A 15,665-nucleotide genomic window follows, 5' to 3' on the forward strand; every position below is an offset into this window, starting at 1 on the left:
CCCGGGTCATGCCGTCCGCGTGGCGACCGCGAACACGCGGCGGAAGGCCAGCGGGGTGCCGAACGGGCGCCGCGGGTAGGCCGCCCGCAGCTCAGCGCCGAACTCGGCGTCGAACCGCGCGCGCAGGCCCGTACCGTGCGCGGCGTCGTGGGCGTCGAGGGAGTGCAGCACCGGCTGCGCGCCCGTGGCCGAGATCCAGCGCAGCACCGGGTCCTCGCCGTCGAGCACGTGCGTGTAGGTGGTCTCCCAGGTGTCGACCGACCAGCCGGGCGCGGCGAGGATCTCGAGGTGCTCCGCGGGGTCGGCGACGGCGCGGCGCTCCACGGTCCCGACGGCGTCGGCGTAGGGCTCGCGGCCCGCGACCTCGCGCAGCAGCCGGTGGCTGGGGGCGTCGTGGTTGCCGGGGACCGAGAACGCGAAGGTCTGGCGGGCGGTCGCGGCGAGCGCCGGGAGCAGGTCGAGGTGCCCGGGCACCCACTGGAGCGTGGCGTTGCTGATCACGAGGTCGGCCTCGGGAGCGGGGCCGCGGCCGGCGGCGTGGTCGCGCACGTCGGCGAGCTCGTACCGTCCCGAGGGGTCGGCGGCCCGGGCGCGCTCGATCATCGCGGGCGACGCGTCGAGGCCGACGAACGAGGCGTGCGGCCAGCGCTCGCGCAGCACCGGGGTGAGGTGGCCCGGGCCGCAGCCGAGGTCGACGACGCTCGCCGGCTCGCGCAGCACGCGGGCGACGAGCTCGCCGAAGGGGCGGGAGCGCTCGTCGGTGTAGCGCAGGTACGCGGTGGGGGACCAGTCGGCCACGGCAATTCCTCTCGACGTCAAGTCTCTTGATGTCGAGAGAGTAGCGGGCGCGGACGCCACGCACCAGGCTGTCGGCATGGAACCCGACGCCACCACCATCCCGCCCGGCCGCTCACCGGGCAGCCCCGCCGCCGTCGTGCCCTACCTGGCCGTGCGCGGTGCGGCCGAGGCCATCGACTTCTACCGGCGGGCCTTCGGCGCGCAGGAGCAGTTCCGGATCGAGGACGACGGCGTGGTCGGCCATGCCGAGCTCCGCATCGGCGGCGCGACGGTCTATCTCGCCGACGAGTGGGAGTCGATGCGCGTGCTCAGCCCCCTCACGCTCGGTGGCTGGTCGGTGTCGCTGGCGATCGAGGTCGACGACGCCGACGCGTTCGTCGCGCACCTGGTGGATGCCGGGGTGCGGCTCGAGCGCGGCGTCGACGACGGGCCCCAGGAGGGGTGGCGGAACGCCTGGGTGGTGGACCCCTACGGCCACCGCTGGCACGTGTCGGGCCCGGCGGCGCGCTGACGCCGGTCAGGGGACCAGGAGCACCTTGCCCGTGGTGGCTCGCGCCTCGAGGGCGCGGTGCGCGTCCCCCGCCGCGGCGAGCGGGAGGGTGGCCCCCACGCGGACGTCGAGGTCGCCCGACGCCGCGGCGCCCAGCACCTCGGACGCGCGCCACTCCAGCTCCCCGCGGGTCAGCGTGTAATGCGCCAGGGTGGGCCGGGTGAGGTACAGCGAGCCTCCCGAGTTGAGCCGCTGCGGGTCGAACGGGGGCACCTGACCGGACGCGCCGCCGAACAGCACCAGCGTGCCGCGCGGGCGCAGGGAGGCGAGGGAGGCGTCGAACGTCGCGCGCCCCACACCGTCGTACGCCACGTGCACGCCCCTGCCGTCGGTGAGGTCGCGCACGACGGCGGGCAGCTCCGTGGTGATGTCGCCCATGGCCGCGTAGTCCACCGTGTGGGCGGCACCCGCCGCCGACGACAGCGCCGCCTTCTCGGGCGAGGAGACCGTCGTGATGACGCGGCCGCCGCGCGCCACGGCGAGCTGCGTGGCGAGCAGGCCCACGCCGCCCGCGCCGGCGGTGAGCAGGACGTCGTGGCCGGGGCCGACCTCGAAGGTGGACGCCACCAGGTAGTGCGCCGTCATGCCCTGCAGCGGCAGCGCCGCCGCCGTGACGAGGTCGAGGCCCGCGGGGACGCGCACGGCGTTCGCGGCGGGCACGACCGCCAGCTCGGCGTACGAGCCGGGCGCCTCGTTCCAGGCCACGCGGTCGCCCACGGCGAATCCCGTGACTCCGTCGCCGAGCGCCTCGACCGTGCCGGCGCCCTCGACCCCGACGACGTGCGGGTAGTCCATCGCGTACACGCCGGCGCGGCGGTACGTGTCGATGAAGTTGACCCCCGCTGCCGCGACGCGGACCAGCAGGCCTCCCGGGCCGGGCGACGGGTCGGGCCGCTCGACGTACTCCAGGACCTCGGGACCACCCGCCGCGCGGGCCACCACTGCGTGCATGGCTCCGAGCCTACGCACCGTCGACCGGCTGCCGGTCGGGGCAGGTCGGGCGCGTCCCGTCAGGCCATCCGCTCCCCGGCGCGCACGGGCGCGTCGACCCGGTTGCCGGCGGGCGCGAGCGGGCAGGTCCACGCCGGGTCGTAGCGGCACGACGGGTGGTAGGCGAAGTTGAGGTCCACGACCATCCGCCCGCCCGTCCCGCCGAGGTCCGCGCCCTTGGTCGTGTCGAGCAGGTAGCGGCCCCCGCCGTACGACCCGGCCCCGGCCGTCCCGTCCCGCAGGGGCACGAACAGCCCGCCGCCGTACTGGGCCAGCCACCAGACGTCGAGCGTGCCGAGGCCAGGCAGCTCGAGCACGCCGACCCGCTCCATCGTGGTCGTGCCGTCCGCGCCGGTGTCGACGTCGAGGGTGGCCGGGGCGGCCGGCCGCAGGGGCAGCTCGAAGCGCAGCGCGGGGTCGTAGGGCCAGAAGGGCAGGCCCGACGCGCGCAGCGGGTCGCCCGCCGGCAGCGGGCTCTGGGGGTGGGTGCGGAACAGGTCGTCGCGCCCCTGCCGCCATGTCGCGTGGCCCTCCGCCGGGTCCGGCGCGGCCCGCACCGCCGCGTACAGCTCCGCGACGCGGCGGCGCCAGTCCGCGAGCTCGAGGGCGGCGGCGGGGGTCACGACGCCGCCCCGGCGGAATCCACGGAGCGGTCGTCGAGTGCGCAGGACGCCGCGACCGCGGCCGAGACGGCGTCGTGGGAGGGGGGCGAGGTCACGGCCCGACCCTATGCTTCGCGGGTGACCGGAGACACTCGCGCCCCGCTGACGATCCGCCCCGCGACCGACGACGACTGGCCGGCGCTGTGGCCGATCGTCGACGGTGTCGTGCGGGCGGGGGAGAGCTACGCCTACCCGTCCGACCTCACGAGCGACCAGGGTCGCGCGCTGTGGCTGGAGCGGGCGCCAGGCGCGACCGTCGTCGCGGAGGGCGCGGACGGCGCCCTCCTCGGCACGGCCAAGATGGGCCCGAACCGCCCCGGTCGCGGTGACCACGTGGGCACGGCGTCGTTCATGGTCTCGCCCGCCGCGCGGGGTCGCGGGGTGGGCCGGGCCCTCGGCGAGCACGTCGTCGCCTGGCACCGGGAGCAGGGCTACCGGGGGATCCAGTTCAACGCGGTGGTCGAGACGAACGTGGCCGCGGTGCGGCTGTGGCGCTCGCTCGGGTTCGAGGTCGTGGGCACGGTGCCGGGCGCCTTCCGCAGCGCCGCGCACGGGTACGTCGGGCTGCACGTGATGTACCTGCCGCTGGCCGGCTGACCCACCCGCGCGGGCTCCCCGCCGGGGTCGTGCCCGGCTCCTGGGAGGGGGGTCCCCGCGTGCTGCATACGTATGTATAGTGCTGCATATGGTCAGCACTGAGTCGCGCACGTTCCGTGTCGCCGTCGCCGGTGCCTCCGGGTACGCCGGGGGCGAGTTCCTGCGCCTCGCGGCGCGTCACCCCGCGCTGGAGGTCGGAGCGCTCACGGCGCACTCGAACGCCGGCGCAGCCCTGGGCGCGCTGCAGCCGCACCTGCGCTCGCTCGCCGACCGCGTCCTGGAGCCGACCACGCCCGAGGCGCTCGCGGGCCACGACGTCGTCGTCCTCGGACTCCCGCACGGGGCCTCGGGCGAGATCGCCGCGCAGCTGCCGGACGACGTCCTCGTGCTCGACCTCGGCGCCGACCACCGGCTCGCCTCGGCCGCCGACTGGGAGCAGTTCTACGGCTCCCCGCACGCGGGCACCTGGCCCTACGGCCTGCCGGAGCTGCTCCACGTGGACGGCGCGGGCCACGTCACCGGCGCCCAGCGCGACCACCTCGCCGGCGCCCGCCGGATCGCGGTCCCCGGCTGCAACGTCACCGCCGTCACCCTCGGCCTCCAGCCCGGGGTCGCGACGGGGCTGGTCAGCCCGGCCGACGTCGTCGCCGTGCTCGCCAACGGCTATTCGGGGGCGGGCAGGTCGCTCAAGCCCCACCTGCTCGCGGCCGAGGGCCTCGGCTCCGCCGCGCCCTACGCGGTGGGCGGCACGCACCGGCACATCCCCGAGATCACGCAGAACCTGCGCACCGCCGGCGCCCCGGCCGTGACGATCAGCTTCACGCCCACCCTCGTGCCCATGTCGCGCGGCATCCTCGCCACCGTCACGGCCCGGCTCGCGCCCGGCCACGAGGGCGCCACCGCCGCCGACGTGCGCGCGGCCTGGGCCGACGCCTACGCCGACGAGCCGTTCGTCGAGCTGCTGCCCGAGGGGCAGTGGCCCACGACGGCCGCCACGCTCGGCGCGAACACCGCCCTCGTGCAGGTCGCGCTCGACGCGGCCGCCGGGCGGGTGGTGACCGTCACCGCCATCGACAACCTGGTCAAGGGCACCGCCGGCCAGGCGGTCCAGGCCATGAATCTTGCCCTCGGCCTGCCGGAGACGGCCGGCCTCGTCACCGAAGGAGTCGCTCCATGAGCATCACCGCACCGGCCGGGTTCCGGGCCGCCGGCGTCGCCGCCGGCCTCAAGGCGTCGGGCGGGCGCGACGTCGCGCTCGTCGTCAACGACGGCCCGCGACGTACGGGCGCGGCGGTGCTCACGACCAACCGCGTGCAGGCCGCGCCCGTGGTGTGGACCCGCCAGGCGGTGAGCGACGGCGCGGTGCGTGCCGTCGTCCTCAACTCCGGCGGCGCCAACGCGTGCACCGGCCCCGAGGGCTTCGGCGACACGCACCGCACGGCGGAGCACGTGGCCGCCGTGCTGTCGTCGGGCGCCGCGTCGCCCGAGGACGAGGTCGGCGCCGGCGACGTGCTCGTGTGCAGCACCGGCCTCATCGGGCTGCGCCTCGACATGGACGCCCTGCTCGGCGGCGTCGACGCCGCCGCGGCGGCCCTGGCGAGCGACGGCGGCGCCGCCGCGGCGGACGCGATCCGCACCACCGACACCGTCTCCAAGCAGGCCGTCGCGCAGCGCGACGGCTGGAGCGTGGGCGGGATGGCGAAGGGCGCGGGCATGCTCGCCCCGGGCCTCGCGACGATGCTCTCGGTCATCACGACCGACGCCGTCGTCGACCCTGCGACCGCCGACGCGGCGCTGCGCGCGGCCACGGCCGCCACGTTCGACCGGGTGGACTCGGACGGCTGCATGTCGACCAACGACACCGTGATCCTGCTGGCCAGCGGGGCGTCGGGCGTCGAGGTGGGGCTGGACGAGCTCACGGCCGCGGTCACCGAGGTGACGGCCTCGCTCGCGCGCCAGCTGGTCGCGGACGCCGAGGGCGCCAGCCACGACATCGCGGTCACCGTCACCGGCGCCACCACCGAGGAGGCGGCCGTCCTCGTCGCCCGGGCCGTCACGCGCTCCAACCTCTTCAAGGCGGCGATCTTCGGCAACGACCCGAACTGGGGCCGCATCGTGTCCGCCGTCGGCACCGTGCCCGAGGACGTCGCGCCCTTCGACCCGCTGGCGCTCGACGTCACGGTCAACGGCGTGCAGGTGTGCCGGGCCCAGGGGGTGGGGGAGCCGCGCGAGCTCGTCGACCTCGCGGCGTCCCGCGAGGTCACCGTCGTGGTCGACCTGCACGCCGGGGGCGCGTCCGCCACCGTGTGGACCAACGACCTCACGCACGACTACGTGCACGAGAACAGCGCGTACAGCTCATGAGCAGCGACGTCGTGAACGGGCTCGCGCCCGAGCAGAAGGCGGAGGTGCTCGTCGAGGCGCTGCCGTGGCTGCAGGAGTTCGCCGGCGCGCTGGTCGTCGTCAAGTACGGCGGCAACGCGATGATCGACGACGGGCTCAAGGCCGCGTTCGCGCAGGACATGGTCTTCCTGCGCCAGGTGGGGCTGCGCCCGGTCGTCGTGCACGGCGGGGGCCCGCAGATCAACGCCATGCTGGAGCGGCTCGACATCCACAGCGAGTTCCGCGGCGGGCTGCGCGTCACCACGCCCGAGGCGATGGACGTGGTGCGCATGGTGCTCACCGGCCAGGTGTCGCGCGAGCTCGTGGGCCTCATCAACGCGCACGGCCCGCACGCCGTCGGGCTCTCCGGCGAGGACGGCGGCCTGTTCGGCGCGGTGCGCCGGCACGCGGTCGTCGACGGCGAGCCGGTCGACGTCGGCCTGGTGGGAGACGTCGTGCAGGTGCACCCGTCCGCCGTCCAGGACCTGCTGGACGCCGGCCGCATCCCCGTCGTCTCGACGGTGGCCCCCGACGTGGACGACCCGACCCAGGTGCTCAACGTGAACGCCGACACGGCCGCCGCGGCGCTCGCGGTCGCGCTCGGCGCCACGAAGCTCATCGTGCTCACCGACGTCGAGGGCCTGTACACCTCGTGGCCCGACAAGGACTCGCTCGTCGAGGAGATCTCGGCGCCCGACCTCGCGACGCTGCTGCCGAGCCTGACCGCAGGCATGGTGCCCAAGATGGAGGCGTGCCTGCGGGCCGTGCAGGGCGGCGTGCCGCGTGCCACGGTGATCGACGGGCGCCAGCCGCACTCCGTGCTGCTGGAGGTCTTCACCACCCGCGGCAACGGCACGATGGTCGTCCCTGCGCGCACGTCGGCCGACCAGTCCGGAACCACCCCGAGCAAGGAGGCCTCCGCGTGAGCGACACCCTGCAGGCCGTGAGCGGCGGCGCGCTCGCCGACGCCTCGAACGCCGCCTGGACCGAGCGCTACACCCACGCCGTGATGGACACCTTCGGCCCGCCGCAGCGCGTGCTGGTGCGCGGCGAGGGCTCGTACGTGTGGGACGCGGACGGCCGCCGGTACCTCGACCTGCTCGCCGGGATCGCGGTCAACGCCCTCGGCCACGCGCACCCCACCCTCACGGCGGCGATCAGCGCGCAGCTGGGCACGCTCGGACACGTGTCGAACTTCTTCGCCACGCCCACGCAGATCGGGCTGGCCGAGCGGCTGCTGCACCTCGCGGGCGCCCCGGCCGGCTCGCGGGTGTTCTTCACCAACTCGGGCACCGAGGCCGTCGAGGCGGCGTTCAAGATGGCGCGCCGCAACCGCGGCGAGGACGGGTCCCGCACGCGGGTCCTCGCCCTCGAGGGCGGCTTCCACGGCCGGTCGATGGGCGCGCTCGCGCTGACGGCCAAGGCCGCGTACCGCGAGCCGTTCGAGCCGCTGCCCGGCGGCGTCGAGCACGTCCCCTTCGGCGACACGGCCGCGCTCGAGGAGGCGTTCTCCCCGGCCGCGGTCGCGGAGCGCGGCGGCGTCGCGGCGCTCGTCCTCGAGCCGCTCCAGGGCGAGGCCGGCGTCCGGGCCCTGCCCCCGGGCTACCTGGCGCACGCCCGCCGCCTCACCACCGAGGCGGGCGCGCTGCTCGTGCTCGACGAGGTGCAGACCGGCGTCGGCCGCACCGGCTCGTGGTTCGCGTTCCAGCAGCCCGAGGTCGGCGGCGGCGTCGTGCCCGACGTCGTCACCGTGGCCAAGGGGCTCGGCGGCGGCTTCCCGGTCGGCGCGGCGATCGCCTTCGGCGAGAACGCGGCGACCCTGCTGGGCCGCGGGCAGCACGGCACCACGTTCGGCGGGAACCCCGTCGCGGCGGCCGCGGGCCTCGCGACGCTGGGCGTGATCGAGCGCGACGGGCTGCTGGAGAACGTCCGCCGCGTGGGCGACCTCCTGCGCACCGGGATCGAGGCCGCCGGCAACCCGCTCGTCGCGAGCGTGCGGGGCCGCGGCCTCCTGCTCGCGGTGCAGCTCACCCGGCCCGTCGCGGCCGAGGTCGCCGCCGCGGCGCTCGAGGCCGGGTTCGTCGTGAACGCCGTCGCACCCGACGCGATCCGCCTCGCCCCGCCGCTCGTCCTGACCGCCGACCAGGCGCGCGACGCCGCCGGCTTCTTCGCGGCCGTCACCGTCCCCGACACCTCCGAGAGCGAGCACTGATGCCCCGCCACTTCCTGCGTGACGACGACCTCACCCCCGAGGAGCAGCGGGAGGTGCTCGAGCTCGGCATGGCGTTCCGCGAGGACCGGTTCGTGCGCGCCCCGCTGGCCGGGCCGCAGGGCGTCGCCGTCCTCTTCGACAAGCCGACGCTGCGCACCCAGGTGTCCTTCTCCACGGGCGTCGCGGAGCTGGGCGGGTTCCCCGTGATCGTCGACGGCCGCCTCGCCCAGGTGGGCGTGCGGGAGTCGGTCGCGGACGTCACCCGGGTGCTGGACCGCCAGGTGTCCGCCATCGTGTGGCGCACCTTCGGGCAGGACCGCATCGAGGAGATGGCGGCCGTGTCCCGGGTGCCGGTGGTGAACGCCCTCACGGACGGCTTCCACCCGTGCCAGATCCTGGCCGACCTGCTCACGGTCGCGCAGCACCGGGGCGGGATCGGTGCGCTCGCCGGCCAGCGCCTCGCCTACGTCGGCGACGCCGCGAACAACATGGCGGCGTCCTACCTGCTCGGCGGCGTCACCGCCGGCCTGCACGTCGCCGTCGCCGGCCCCGAGGGCTACCTCCCGCCCGAGGACGTCGTCGCCCGCGCCCGCGAGATCGCTGCCACGACGGGCGGCTCCGTCACCGTGACCACCGACGTGCGCGCCGCGGTGGCCGGGGCCGACGTCGTCGCCGCGGACACCTGGGTGTCGATGGGCGACGAGGAGGAGGCGGCCGACCGGCTCGCCGACCTCGCCGGGTACGGCGTCGACGACGCCCTCATGGCCGGCGCGGCCGACGACGCGATCTTCCTGCACTGCCTGCCCGCCTACCGCGGCAAGGAGGTCGCCGCGTCGGTGATCGACGGGCCCGCGTCGGTCGTGTGGGACGAGGCGGAGAACCGCCTGCACGCGCAGAAGGCGCTGCTGACCTGGCTGCTGGAGCACCGGTGAGCGCCCCGGACGGCGCCTCGTCGTCGGGCCAGGTCGCCACGGGGCCGGCGACGAAGGCCGCGCGCCACGCGCGGATCGTCGAGATCGTGCGCCGCACGCCGATCCACTCGCAGGCCGAGCTGGCCCGCGAGCTCGCCGACGCGGGCGTCAGCGTCACCCAGGGCACGCTGTCGCGCGACCTCATCGAGCTGCGCGCCGAGAAGGTGCGCAACGCGGCGGGCTCGCTCGTCTACGCGGTGCCCGGCGAGGGCGGCGACCGCAGCGTCCAGGCGGCCGGCGAGGGGGAGAGCGAGGTCGGGTACGTCGCCGCGCGGCTCGCCCGGCTGTGCAACGACCTGCTCGTGTCGGCGGAGGCGTCCGGGAACCTCGTGGTGCTGCGCACCCCGCCCGGCGCCGCGAACTACCTGGCGTCGGCGATCGACCACTCGGTGTTCCCGGGCGTCCTCGGCTCCATCGCCGGCGACGACACGATCCTCGTGATCGCCCGCGACCCCCTCGGCGGCGACGAGGTCGCCCGCCGCTTCCTCGAGCTCACCGGGCCTTGAGCCCACCGTGCCCTGAACCCACGCCCCCGGGGGCTCGTGCCCGCGGGGAGACCCCTGCCAGACTTGACCTGACCCCACGCCAGAAAGAGAACTGTGATGACTGATCGCGTCGTGCTCGCCTACTCGGGCGGCCTGGACACCTCCGTGGCCATCGGCTGGATCGCCGAGGCCACCGGGGCCGAGGTCGTGGCCGTGGCCGTCGACGTCGGCCAGGGCGGCGAGGACATGAACGTCATCCGCAAGCGCGCCCTCGACTGCGGCGCCGTCGAGGCGTACGTCGCGGACGCCCGCGACGAGTTCGCGGCGGAGTACTGCATGCCCGCGCTCAAGGCGAACGGGATGTACCTGGACCGCTACCCGCTGGTCTCGGCGATCTCCCGCCCGGTGATCGTCAAGCACCTCGTGCGCGCCGCCCGCCAGTTCGGCGCGACGACGGTCGCGCACGGCTGCACCGGCAAGGGCAACGACCAGGTCCGCTTCGAGGTCGCGACGACCTCGCTCGCCCCCGACCTGAAGTCCATCGCTCCGGTGCGCGACCTCGCCCTGACCCGCGAGAAGGCCATCGACTACGCCGAGCGTCACGACCTGCCGATCGCGACCACGAAGAAGAACCCGTTCTCGATCGACCAGAACGTGTGGGGCCGCGCCGTGGAGACCGGCTTCCTCGAGGACATCTGGAACGAGCCCACCAAGGACGTCTACTCCTACACCGACGACCCGACGTTCCCGCCGGTCGCCGACGAGGTCGTCATCACCTTCGACCAGGGCGTGCCCGTCGCGCTGGACGGCGTGGCCGTGACGCCGCTGCAGGCCATCCAGGAGATGAACCGCCGCGCCGGCGCGCAGGGCGTGGGCCGCATCGACATCGTCGAGGACCGCCTGGTGGGCATCAAGTCCCGCGAGATCTACGAGGCGCCCGGCGCCATCGCGCTCATCGCCGCGCACCAGGAGCTGGAGAACGTCACGCTCGAGCGCGAGCAGGCCCGCTTCAAGCGCCAGGTCGAGCAGCGCTGGTCCGAGCTGGTCTACGACGGCATGTGGTTCTCCCCGCTGAAGAAGAACCTCGACACCTTCGTCGACGAGACCCAGAAGTACGTCTCCGGCGAGATCCGCATGGTGCTGCACGGCGGCCGGGCCACGGTCACGGGCCGCCGCTCGGAGTCGAGCCTGTACGACTTCAACCTCGCCACGTACGACGAGGGCGACTCGTTCGACCAGTCGCACGCCCGGGGCTTCATCGAGATCTACGGCCTCGCCGCCAAGCAGGCCGCGGCCCGCGACGAGAAGTTCGGCAACGGCGTGGACTTCGGCACCGGGGAGTTCTGACGTGGGGTCCGAGGTCACGCCCGGCGGTCCCGACGGGACCGTGAGCCGGCAGTCCGACAACGTGTCCCTGTGGGGCGGCCGGTTCGCCGGCGGCCCGTCGCCGGAGCTGCAGGCGCTGTCGCAGTCCACGCACTTCGACTGGGTGCTCGCCCCGTACGACATCCGCGGGTCGCGGGCGCACGCCCGCGTGCTGCACGCCGCGGGCCTGCTCACCGACGACGAGCTGGCGGGCATGCTCGAGGCGCTGGACGTCCTGCTCGCCGACGTCCAGTCCGGGGCGTTCCTGCCCGTGCTCGGCGACGAGGACGTGCACACGGCCCTGGAACGCGGCCTCATCGAGCGCGCCGGCCCCGAGCTCGGCGGCAAGCTGCGCGCCGGCCGGTCGCGCAACGACCAGATCGCCACGCTCGTGCGGCTCTACCTGCGCGACCAGGCGAAGACGGTCGTGGGCCAGGTGCTCGACGTCGTGGACGCGCTCGTCGGGCAGGCGCAGGCGGCGGGCGACGCCGTCATGCCCGGGCGCACCCACCTGCAGCACGCCCAGCCGGTCCTCGTGGCGCACCAGCTCCTCGCGCACGCGTGGCCCCTGCTGCGCGACGTCGACCGCATCCTCGACTGGGACGTGCGCGCGGCGCGCTCGCCGTACGGCTCGGGGGCGCTCGCGGGCTCGTCGCTCGGGCTGGACCCGGCCGCGGTGGCGGCCGAGCTCGGCTTCGACGGCCCGGTGGAGAACTCCATCGACGGCACCGCGGCGCGCGACGTCGTGGCGGAGTTCGCGTTCGTCGCGGCGATGGTCGGCATCGACCTGTCGCGGCTGAGCGAGGAGATCATCCTCTGGAACACGAAGGAGTTCGGCTTCGTGCGGCTGGACGACTCGTGGTCGACGGGGTCGAGCATCATGCCGCAGAAGAAGAACCCGGACATCGCCGAGCTCGCCCGCGGCAAGGCGGGGCGACTCGTCGGCGACCTCACCGGCCTGCTCACCACGCTCAAGGGCCTGCCGCTGGCGTACAACCGGGACCTCCAGGAGGACAAGGAGCCGGTGTTCGACCAGGTCGCGACGCTCACGGTGCTGCTGCCCGCGTTCGCCGGCATGGTGCGCACCCTGACGTTCGACACCGACCGGATGGCCGAGCTCGCGCCGCAGGGCTTCTCGCTGGCCACGGACGTCGCCGAGTGGCTGGTCCGCTCGGGGGTGCCGTTCCGCGTCGCGCACGAGGTCGCGGGCGCCTGCGTGCGCGTCTGCGAGGAGCGTGGCATCGAGCTGTGGGACCTGTCGGACGCCGACCTCGCGGCGATCTCGGAGCACCTGACGCCGGGGGTGCGCGACGTGCTGAGCGTCGAGGGCTCGGTGGCGTCGCGCGACGGCGTGGGCGGCACGGCCCCGGTGCGCGTCGCCGAGCAGCTCGAGGAGGCCGCGGGCCGCTCCGCGGAGTTCCGCTCCTGGGCGGAGGGCTGAGCCACACCGCACGGCGACGGCCGCGCCTCCCCACGGGGGGGCGCGGCCGTCGGCGTCCGCGGCGACCGCCGGCAGGCAGAATGGCCGACGTGACGACGACGGACCCGGCGAAGGGGGAGCGGGCGTGACCGTGCCCCAGGGAGTGCTGGACCGCCTGGTGGCGCGCGTGCGCGCGGCAGCGCCGCGGCTGCCGGCGGCGGGCCCGGAAGGGACGGCGGCCGACCGGCCGGCCGGCGGGACGCGGCTCGTGGTCGTGGACGGCCCGGCGGGCTCGGGCAAGTCCACGCTGGCCGCCCAGCTCGCGGAGGCGCTGCCCGCGCAGGTGGTCCACATGGACGACCTCTACGACGGCTGGTCGGGGCTGGCCGCGGGCGTCGAGCGGCTGCACGAGCAGGTCCTCGCGCCGCTCGCCCGCGGCGAGGACGGTCGCTACGAGCGCTACGACTGGGGCACCGGCCGGTACGCCGAGTGGCACGACGTCCCCCGCGCCGAGTACCTCGTCGTGGAGGGCTGCGGCGCCGGCGACCCGCGGGTCGACGACCTCTGCGCCCTGCTGGTCTGGGTCGAGACCGACGACGCGCTCCGGCTCACGCGCGGCCTGGCGCGCGACGGCGAGGACGCGCGCGGGCACTGGAAGGCCTGGATGGCGGCCGAGAACGCGCTCTACGCGGCGCACCGGACCGCGCGCCGGGCCGACGTGCGCCTGGACGGCTGGGGGCGGGTCACGTGGCCCGCGCACGGGATCTGACCGTGCGGGGCGAGCGGGACGTCGCCCCCGCGCCCGGGGCCGCCGTCGTGCCGGACCGCGCGTGGTTCGAGCGCGACGTGCACGTCGTGGCGCGGGACCTGCTCGGCACGCTCCTCACCCGCCGCACCTCCGACGGCGCCGTCACCCTGCGGATCACCGAGGTCGAGGCGTACGCGGGCCCGGCCGACCCGGGCTCGCACGCGTTCCGCGGGGAGACGGCGCGCAACCGCACGATGTTCGGCGAGGCCGGGCGGGTCTACGTGTACCGGCACCTGGGGCTGCACCACTGCATGAACGTCGTGTGCAGCCCGCCGGGCGAGGCGTCGGCCGTGCTGCTGCGGGCCGGCGAGGTGGTCGAGGGCGCGGACCTGGCGCGCGAGCGTCGCGCGGCCGCGGGCGTGACCCGTGCGGACCTGGACCTGGCCCGCGGCCCGGCGCGACTCACGGTGGCGCTCGCGGTCACGCGCGACGACGACGGGCGGGACCTGACCGACCCCGCGGGCGACCTCGTCCTGCGCGTGCCCGCGACGGCCGACCGGGGCGACGCCGAGGTCGCCGCCGGCCCGCGGGTGGGCGTGAGCGGCGACGGGGGCCGCGCGGACCTGTTCCCGTGGCGGGTCTGGCTGGCCGGCGAGCCCACCGTCTCGCCGTACCGCGCCGCGGGACCGCGGCGCCGGTCGCGGTAGCGGTCGGGCACACTAGGAGGGCGACCCGGCCGGGTCGCGACCCCCTTTTCCCGAGGAGCACACGGTGACCGACGTTCTCGACGAGCTGCACTGGCGAGGCCTGGTGGCGCAGTCCACCGACGAGGCCGCGCTGCGTTCTGCGCTGGCCGAGGGCCCCGTCACCTATTACGCGGGCTTCGACCCGACGGCGCAGAGCCTGCACATCGGGCACATGGTCCAGCTGCTGAACATGCGCCGCCTGCAGCTCGCGGGGCACCGGCCCCTCGCGCTGGTGGGCGGCGCCACGGGGCTGATCGGCGACCCGCGACCCACCACGGAGCGCTCGATGCAGTCGCGCGACGTCGTGGCCGGCTGGGTGGACCGCATCCGCGCGCAGATCGAGCCGTTCCTCGACTTCGAGGGCCCGGCCGCGGCCCGGATGGTGAACAACCTCGACTGGACCGGCTCGATGTCGGCGATCGACTTCCTGCGCGACGTCGGCAAGCACTTCCGCGTGGGCACCATGCTGTCCAAGGACATCGTGGCGCGGCGCCTGCGCTCGGACGAGGGCATCAGCTTCACCGAGTTCAGCTACCAGGTGCTGCAGGGCATGGACTACCGGGAGCTGTACGAGCGGGACGGCTGCACCCTGCAGCTCGGCGGTAACGACCAGTGGGGCAACCTGCTGTCCGGCGTCGAGCTGATCCGCAAGGCGCACGGCGCGTCCGTGCACGCCCTCACCTCGCCGCTCATCACCAAGGCGGACGGCACCAAGATGGGCAAGTCCGAGGGCGGGGCCGTGTGGCTCGACCCGGAGCTGACGAGCCCGTACGCCTTCTACCAGTTCTGGCTCAACACGGCGGACGCGGACGTCGTCAAGTACCTCAAGGTGTTCACCTTCCGCTCGCGCGAGGAGATCGAGGCGCTCGAGGGAGAGGTGGCCGAGCGGCCCTTCGCCCGCGAGGCGCAGCGCACCCTGGCCGGCGACCTCACGACGCTCGTGCACGGGCAGGGCGCCACCGACGCGGTGATCTCGGCGAGCCAGGCGCTCTTCGGCCGCGGAGAGCTCCGGGGCCTGGACGCCGGCACGCTCGGCGCCGCGGTGGCCGAGCTGCCGCGGACGACGGCGAAGGCGGGCGACCTCGTGGTCGACGCGCTCGTCGGGTCGGGCCTCGTCGCGTCGAAGGCGGCCGCGCGCCGGGCCATCGGTGAGGGCGGCGCCTACGTGAACAATGCGAAGGTCGCCTCCGAGGACGCCGCGCTCGCACCCGAGGACCTGCTGCACGGCCGGTACGCGGTGCTGCGTCGGGGCAAGCGGACCCTCGCGGTGGCCGTGGCGGAGTGACGGGCCGGCGCGGAGCGCCGTGACCGGGGCCCGGAGGGGAGCGCACGTGCTCCCGTCCGGGCCCTCGGTCGTTCCGCTGGTCGCCCCGCACGGCCGCGCCGGCGGACATTCGTGCAGGTCAGAGCGCGATTTGGCACCTCCCCGGAACTGTGTGTAATGTTCTGGTCGTTCGCCCGACAGGGAGAACGGACACCGAGGAGACAGCCGAGAGGCTGGGTACCGGTGGCCGGCCCGGGGCGGACAACCCGAATCCTTCTTCACGAGGACGCCGAGTGCGCCCTCGTTCGGGAACGGCTCGTTCGAACCAACACTTCAAGGCTTCGGCCGGAAGTTGACGGGGCAGGACGAACCGAGTAAGGTTGAGGGGTTGCCCCGGCGGGGTCGGAATCGAAGGGTTCTGGTCTTGTGGGTGTGCGTCGGTTGTTTGAGAACTCAACAGTGTGTTTGATAGTCA

Annotated in this window: 16 protein-coding genes; 13 read left to right on the forward strand and 3 right to left on the reverse strand. The window is 75.0% G+C overall.

Going from position 1 to position 15,665, the window contains the following annotated elements; genetic code table 11:
- Nucleotides 1-6: 6 nt before the first annotated feature.
- Nucleotides 7-798: a methyltransferase domain-containing protein gene (locus ACFU5J_RS17340; RefSeq protein WP_430579556.1), complete on the reverse strand. Its 792-nt coding sequence runs from the start codon at nucleotides 796-798 to the stop codon at nucleotides 7-9.
- Nucleotides 799-874: 76 nt separating this feature from the next.
- Here ACFU5J_RS17340 and ACFU5J_RS17345 point away from each other — a divergent pair, with 76 nt between their 5' ends.
- A complete protein-coding gene (locus tag ACFU5J_RS17345) occupies nucleotides 875-1,309 on the forward strand; it encodes a VOC family protein (protein ID WP_430575297.1) in 435 nt (144 codons plus the stop codon).
- A gap of 6 nt (nucleotides 1,310-1,315) precedes the next feature.
- Here the strand turns inward: ACFU5J_RS17345 and ACFU5J_RS17350 are convergent, their stop codons facing one another.
- Both ACFU5J_RS17350 and ACFU5J_RS17355 read right to left on the reverse strand, forming a co-directional pair.
- Nucleotides 1,316-2,299, reverse strand: a complete 984-nt coding sequence (locus ACFU5J_RS17350) for a quinone oxidoreductase family protein (RefSeq protein ID WP_430579557.1) — start codon at nucleotides 2,297-2,299, stop codon at nucleotides 1,316-1,318.
- Between the two features lie 59 nt (nucleotides 2,300-2,358).
- On the reverse strand, nucleotides 2,359-2,961 hold the full coding sequence (locus ACFU5J_RS17355; RefSeq protein WP_430579558.1) for a DUF1684 domain-containing protein: 603 nt from the start codon (nucleotides 2,959-2,961) through the stop codon (nucleotides 2,359-2,361).
- A gap of 117 nt (nucleotides 2,962-3,078) precedes the next feature.
- On the opposite strand from ACFU5J_RS17355, the gene ACFU5J_RS17360 reads away from it, so the two are divergent.
- The 12 genes from ACFU5J_RS17360 (at nucleotide 3,079) to tyrS (ending at nucleotide 15,211) form a co-directional block, all read left to right on the forward strand.
- Nucleotides 3,079-3,597 (forward strand): GNAT family N-acetyltransferase, encoded by a 519-nt coding sequence (locus tag ACFU5J_RS17360; RefSeq protein ID WP_430579559.1) that lies wholly within the window; start codon nucleotides 3,079-3,081, stop codon nucleotides 3,595-3,597.
- Between the two features lie 88 nt (nucleotides 3,598-3,685).
- Complete coding sequence (gene argC, locus ACFU5J_RS17365) at nucleotides 3,686-4,774, forward strand: N-acetyl-gamma-glutamyl-phosphate reductase (protein WP_430579560.1); 1,089 nt, start codon at nucleotides 3,686-3,688, stop codon at nucleotides 4,772-4,774.
- A complete protein-coding gene (gene argJ / locus ACFU5J_RS17370) occupies nucleotides 4,771-5,961 on the forward strand; it encodes a bifunctional glutamate N-acetyltransferase/amino-acid acetyltransferase ArgJ (protein WP_430579561.1) in 1,191 nt (396 codons plus the stop codon). Before argC ends, argJ begins: the two co-directional genes overlap by 4 nt.
- The gene (gene argB, locus ACFU5J_RS17375; RefSeq protein WP_430575304.1) at nucleotides 5,958-6,905 is read left to right on the forward strand and encodes an acetylglutamate kinase; all 948 of its coding nucleotides are present in this window, start codon (nucleotides 5,958-5,960) and stop codon (nucleotides 6,903-6,905) included. The genes argJ and argB overlap by 4 nt, the downstream gene beginning before the upstream one ends.
- Complete coding sequence (locus ACFU5J_RS17380) at nucleotides 6,902-8,191, forward strand: acetylornithine transaminase (protein ID WP_430579562.1); 1,290 nt, start codon at nucleotides 6,902-6,904, stop codon at nucleotides 8,189-8,191. Before argB ends, ACFU5J_RS17380 begins: the two co-directional genes overlap by 4 nt.
- Complete coding sequence (gene argF / locus ACFU5J_RS17385; protein WP_430575306.1) at nucleotides 8,191-9,123, forward strand: ornithine carbamoyltransferase; 933 nt, start codon at nucleotides 8,191-8,193, stop codon at nucleotides 9,121-9,123. Before ACFU5J_RS17380 ends, argF begins: the two co-directional genes overlap by 1 nt.
- Nucleotides 9,120-9,668 carry an arginine repressor gene (locus tag ACFU5J_RS17390; RefSeq protein ID WP_430575307.1) on the forward strand — a complete coding sequence of 183 codons (549 nt, stop codon included), beginning with the start codon at nucleotides 9,120-9,122 and terminating at the stop codon, nucleotides 9,666-9,668. Before argF ends, ACFU5J_RS17390 begins: the two co-directional genes overlap by 4 nt.
- Nucleotides 9,669-9,764: 96 nt before the next feature.
- Nucleotides 9,765-10,994: an argininosuccinate synthase gene (locus ACFU5J_RS17395; RefSeq protein ID WP_430575308.1), complete on the forward strand. Its 1,230-nt coding sequence runs from the start codon at nucleotides 9,765-9,767 to the stop codon at nucleotides 10,992-10,994.
- Nucleotides 10,995-11,034: 40 nt separating this feature from the next.
- Nucleotides 11,035-12,453 (forward strand): argininosuccinate lyase, encoded by a 1,419-nt coding sequence (gene argH / locus ACFU5J_RS17400; RefSeq protein WP_430575309.1) that lies wholly within the window; start codon nucleotides 11,035-11,037, stop codon nucleotides 12,451-12,453.
- A 124-nt stretch (nucleotides 12,454-12,577) separates the two neighbouring features.
- Nucleotides 12,578-13,201 (forward strand): uridine kinase, encoded by a 624-nt coding sequence (locus ACFU5J_RS17405; protein ID WP_430579563.1) that lies wholly within the window; start codon nucleotides 12,578-12,580, stop codon nucleotides 13,199-13,201.
- Nucleotides 13,202-13,203: 2 nt separating this feature from the next.
- Nucleotides 13,204-13,887, forward strand: coding sequence for a DNA-3-methyladenine glycosylase (locus ACFU5J_RS17410; protein ID WP_430579564.1), 684 nt, complete (start codon nucleotides 13,204-13,206; stop codon nucleotides 13,885-13,887).
- 64 nt (nucleotides 13,888-13,951) lie between these two features.
- On the forward strand, nucleotides 13,952-15,211 hold the full coding sequence (tyrS, locus tag ACFU5J_RS17415; RefSeq protein WP_430579565.1) for a tyrosine--tRNA ligase: 1,260 nt from the start codon (nucleotides 13,952-13,954) through the stop codon (nucleotides 15,209-15,211).
- Nucleotides 15,212-15,665 lie beyond the last annotated feature (454 nt).

This window comes from Isoptericola sp. NPDC057559 (assembly GCF_042801555.1).
GTDB lineage: Bacteria > Actinomycetota > Actinomycetes > Actinomycetales > Cellulomonadaceae > Isoptericola.

What these genes read in the sequence shown, in the direction of transcription:
- ACFU5J_RS17345 (WP_430575297.1), top strand. Translation starts at nt 875, where the DNA reads ATGGAACCCGACGCCACCACCATCCCGCCCGGCCGCTCACCGGGCAGC.
- ACFU5J_RS17350 (WP_430579557.1), bottom strand. Translation starts at nt 2,299, where the DNA reads ATGCACGCAGTGGTGGCCCGCGCGGCGGGTGGTCCCGAGGTCCTGGAG.
- argC (WP_430579560.1), top strand. Translation starts at nt 3,686, where the DNA reads ATGGTCAGCACTGAGTCGCGCACGTTCCGTGTCGCCGTCGCCGGTGCC.
- argJ (WP_430579561.1), top strand. Translation starts at nt 4,771, where the DNA reads ATGAGCATCACCGCACCGGCCGGGTTCCGGGCCGCCGGCGTCGCCGCC.
- argB (WP_430575304.1), top strand. Translation starts at nt 5,958, where the DNA reads ATGAGCAGCGACGTCGTGAACGGGCTCGCGCCCGAGCAGAAGGCGGAG.
- argF (WP_430575306.1), top strand. Translation starts at nt 8,191, where the DNA reads ATGCCCCGCCACTTCCTGCGTGACGACGACCTCACCCCCGAGGAGCAG.
- ACFU5J_RS17395 (WP_430575308.1), top strand. Translation starts at nt 9,765, where the DNA reads ATGACTGATCGCGTCGTGCTCGCCTACTCGGGCGGCCTGGACACCTCC.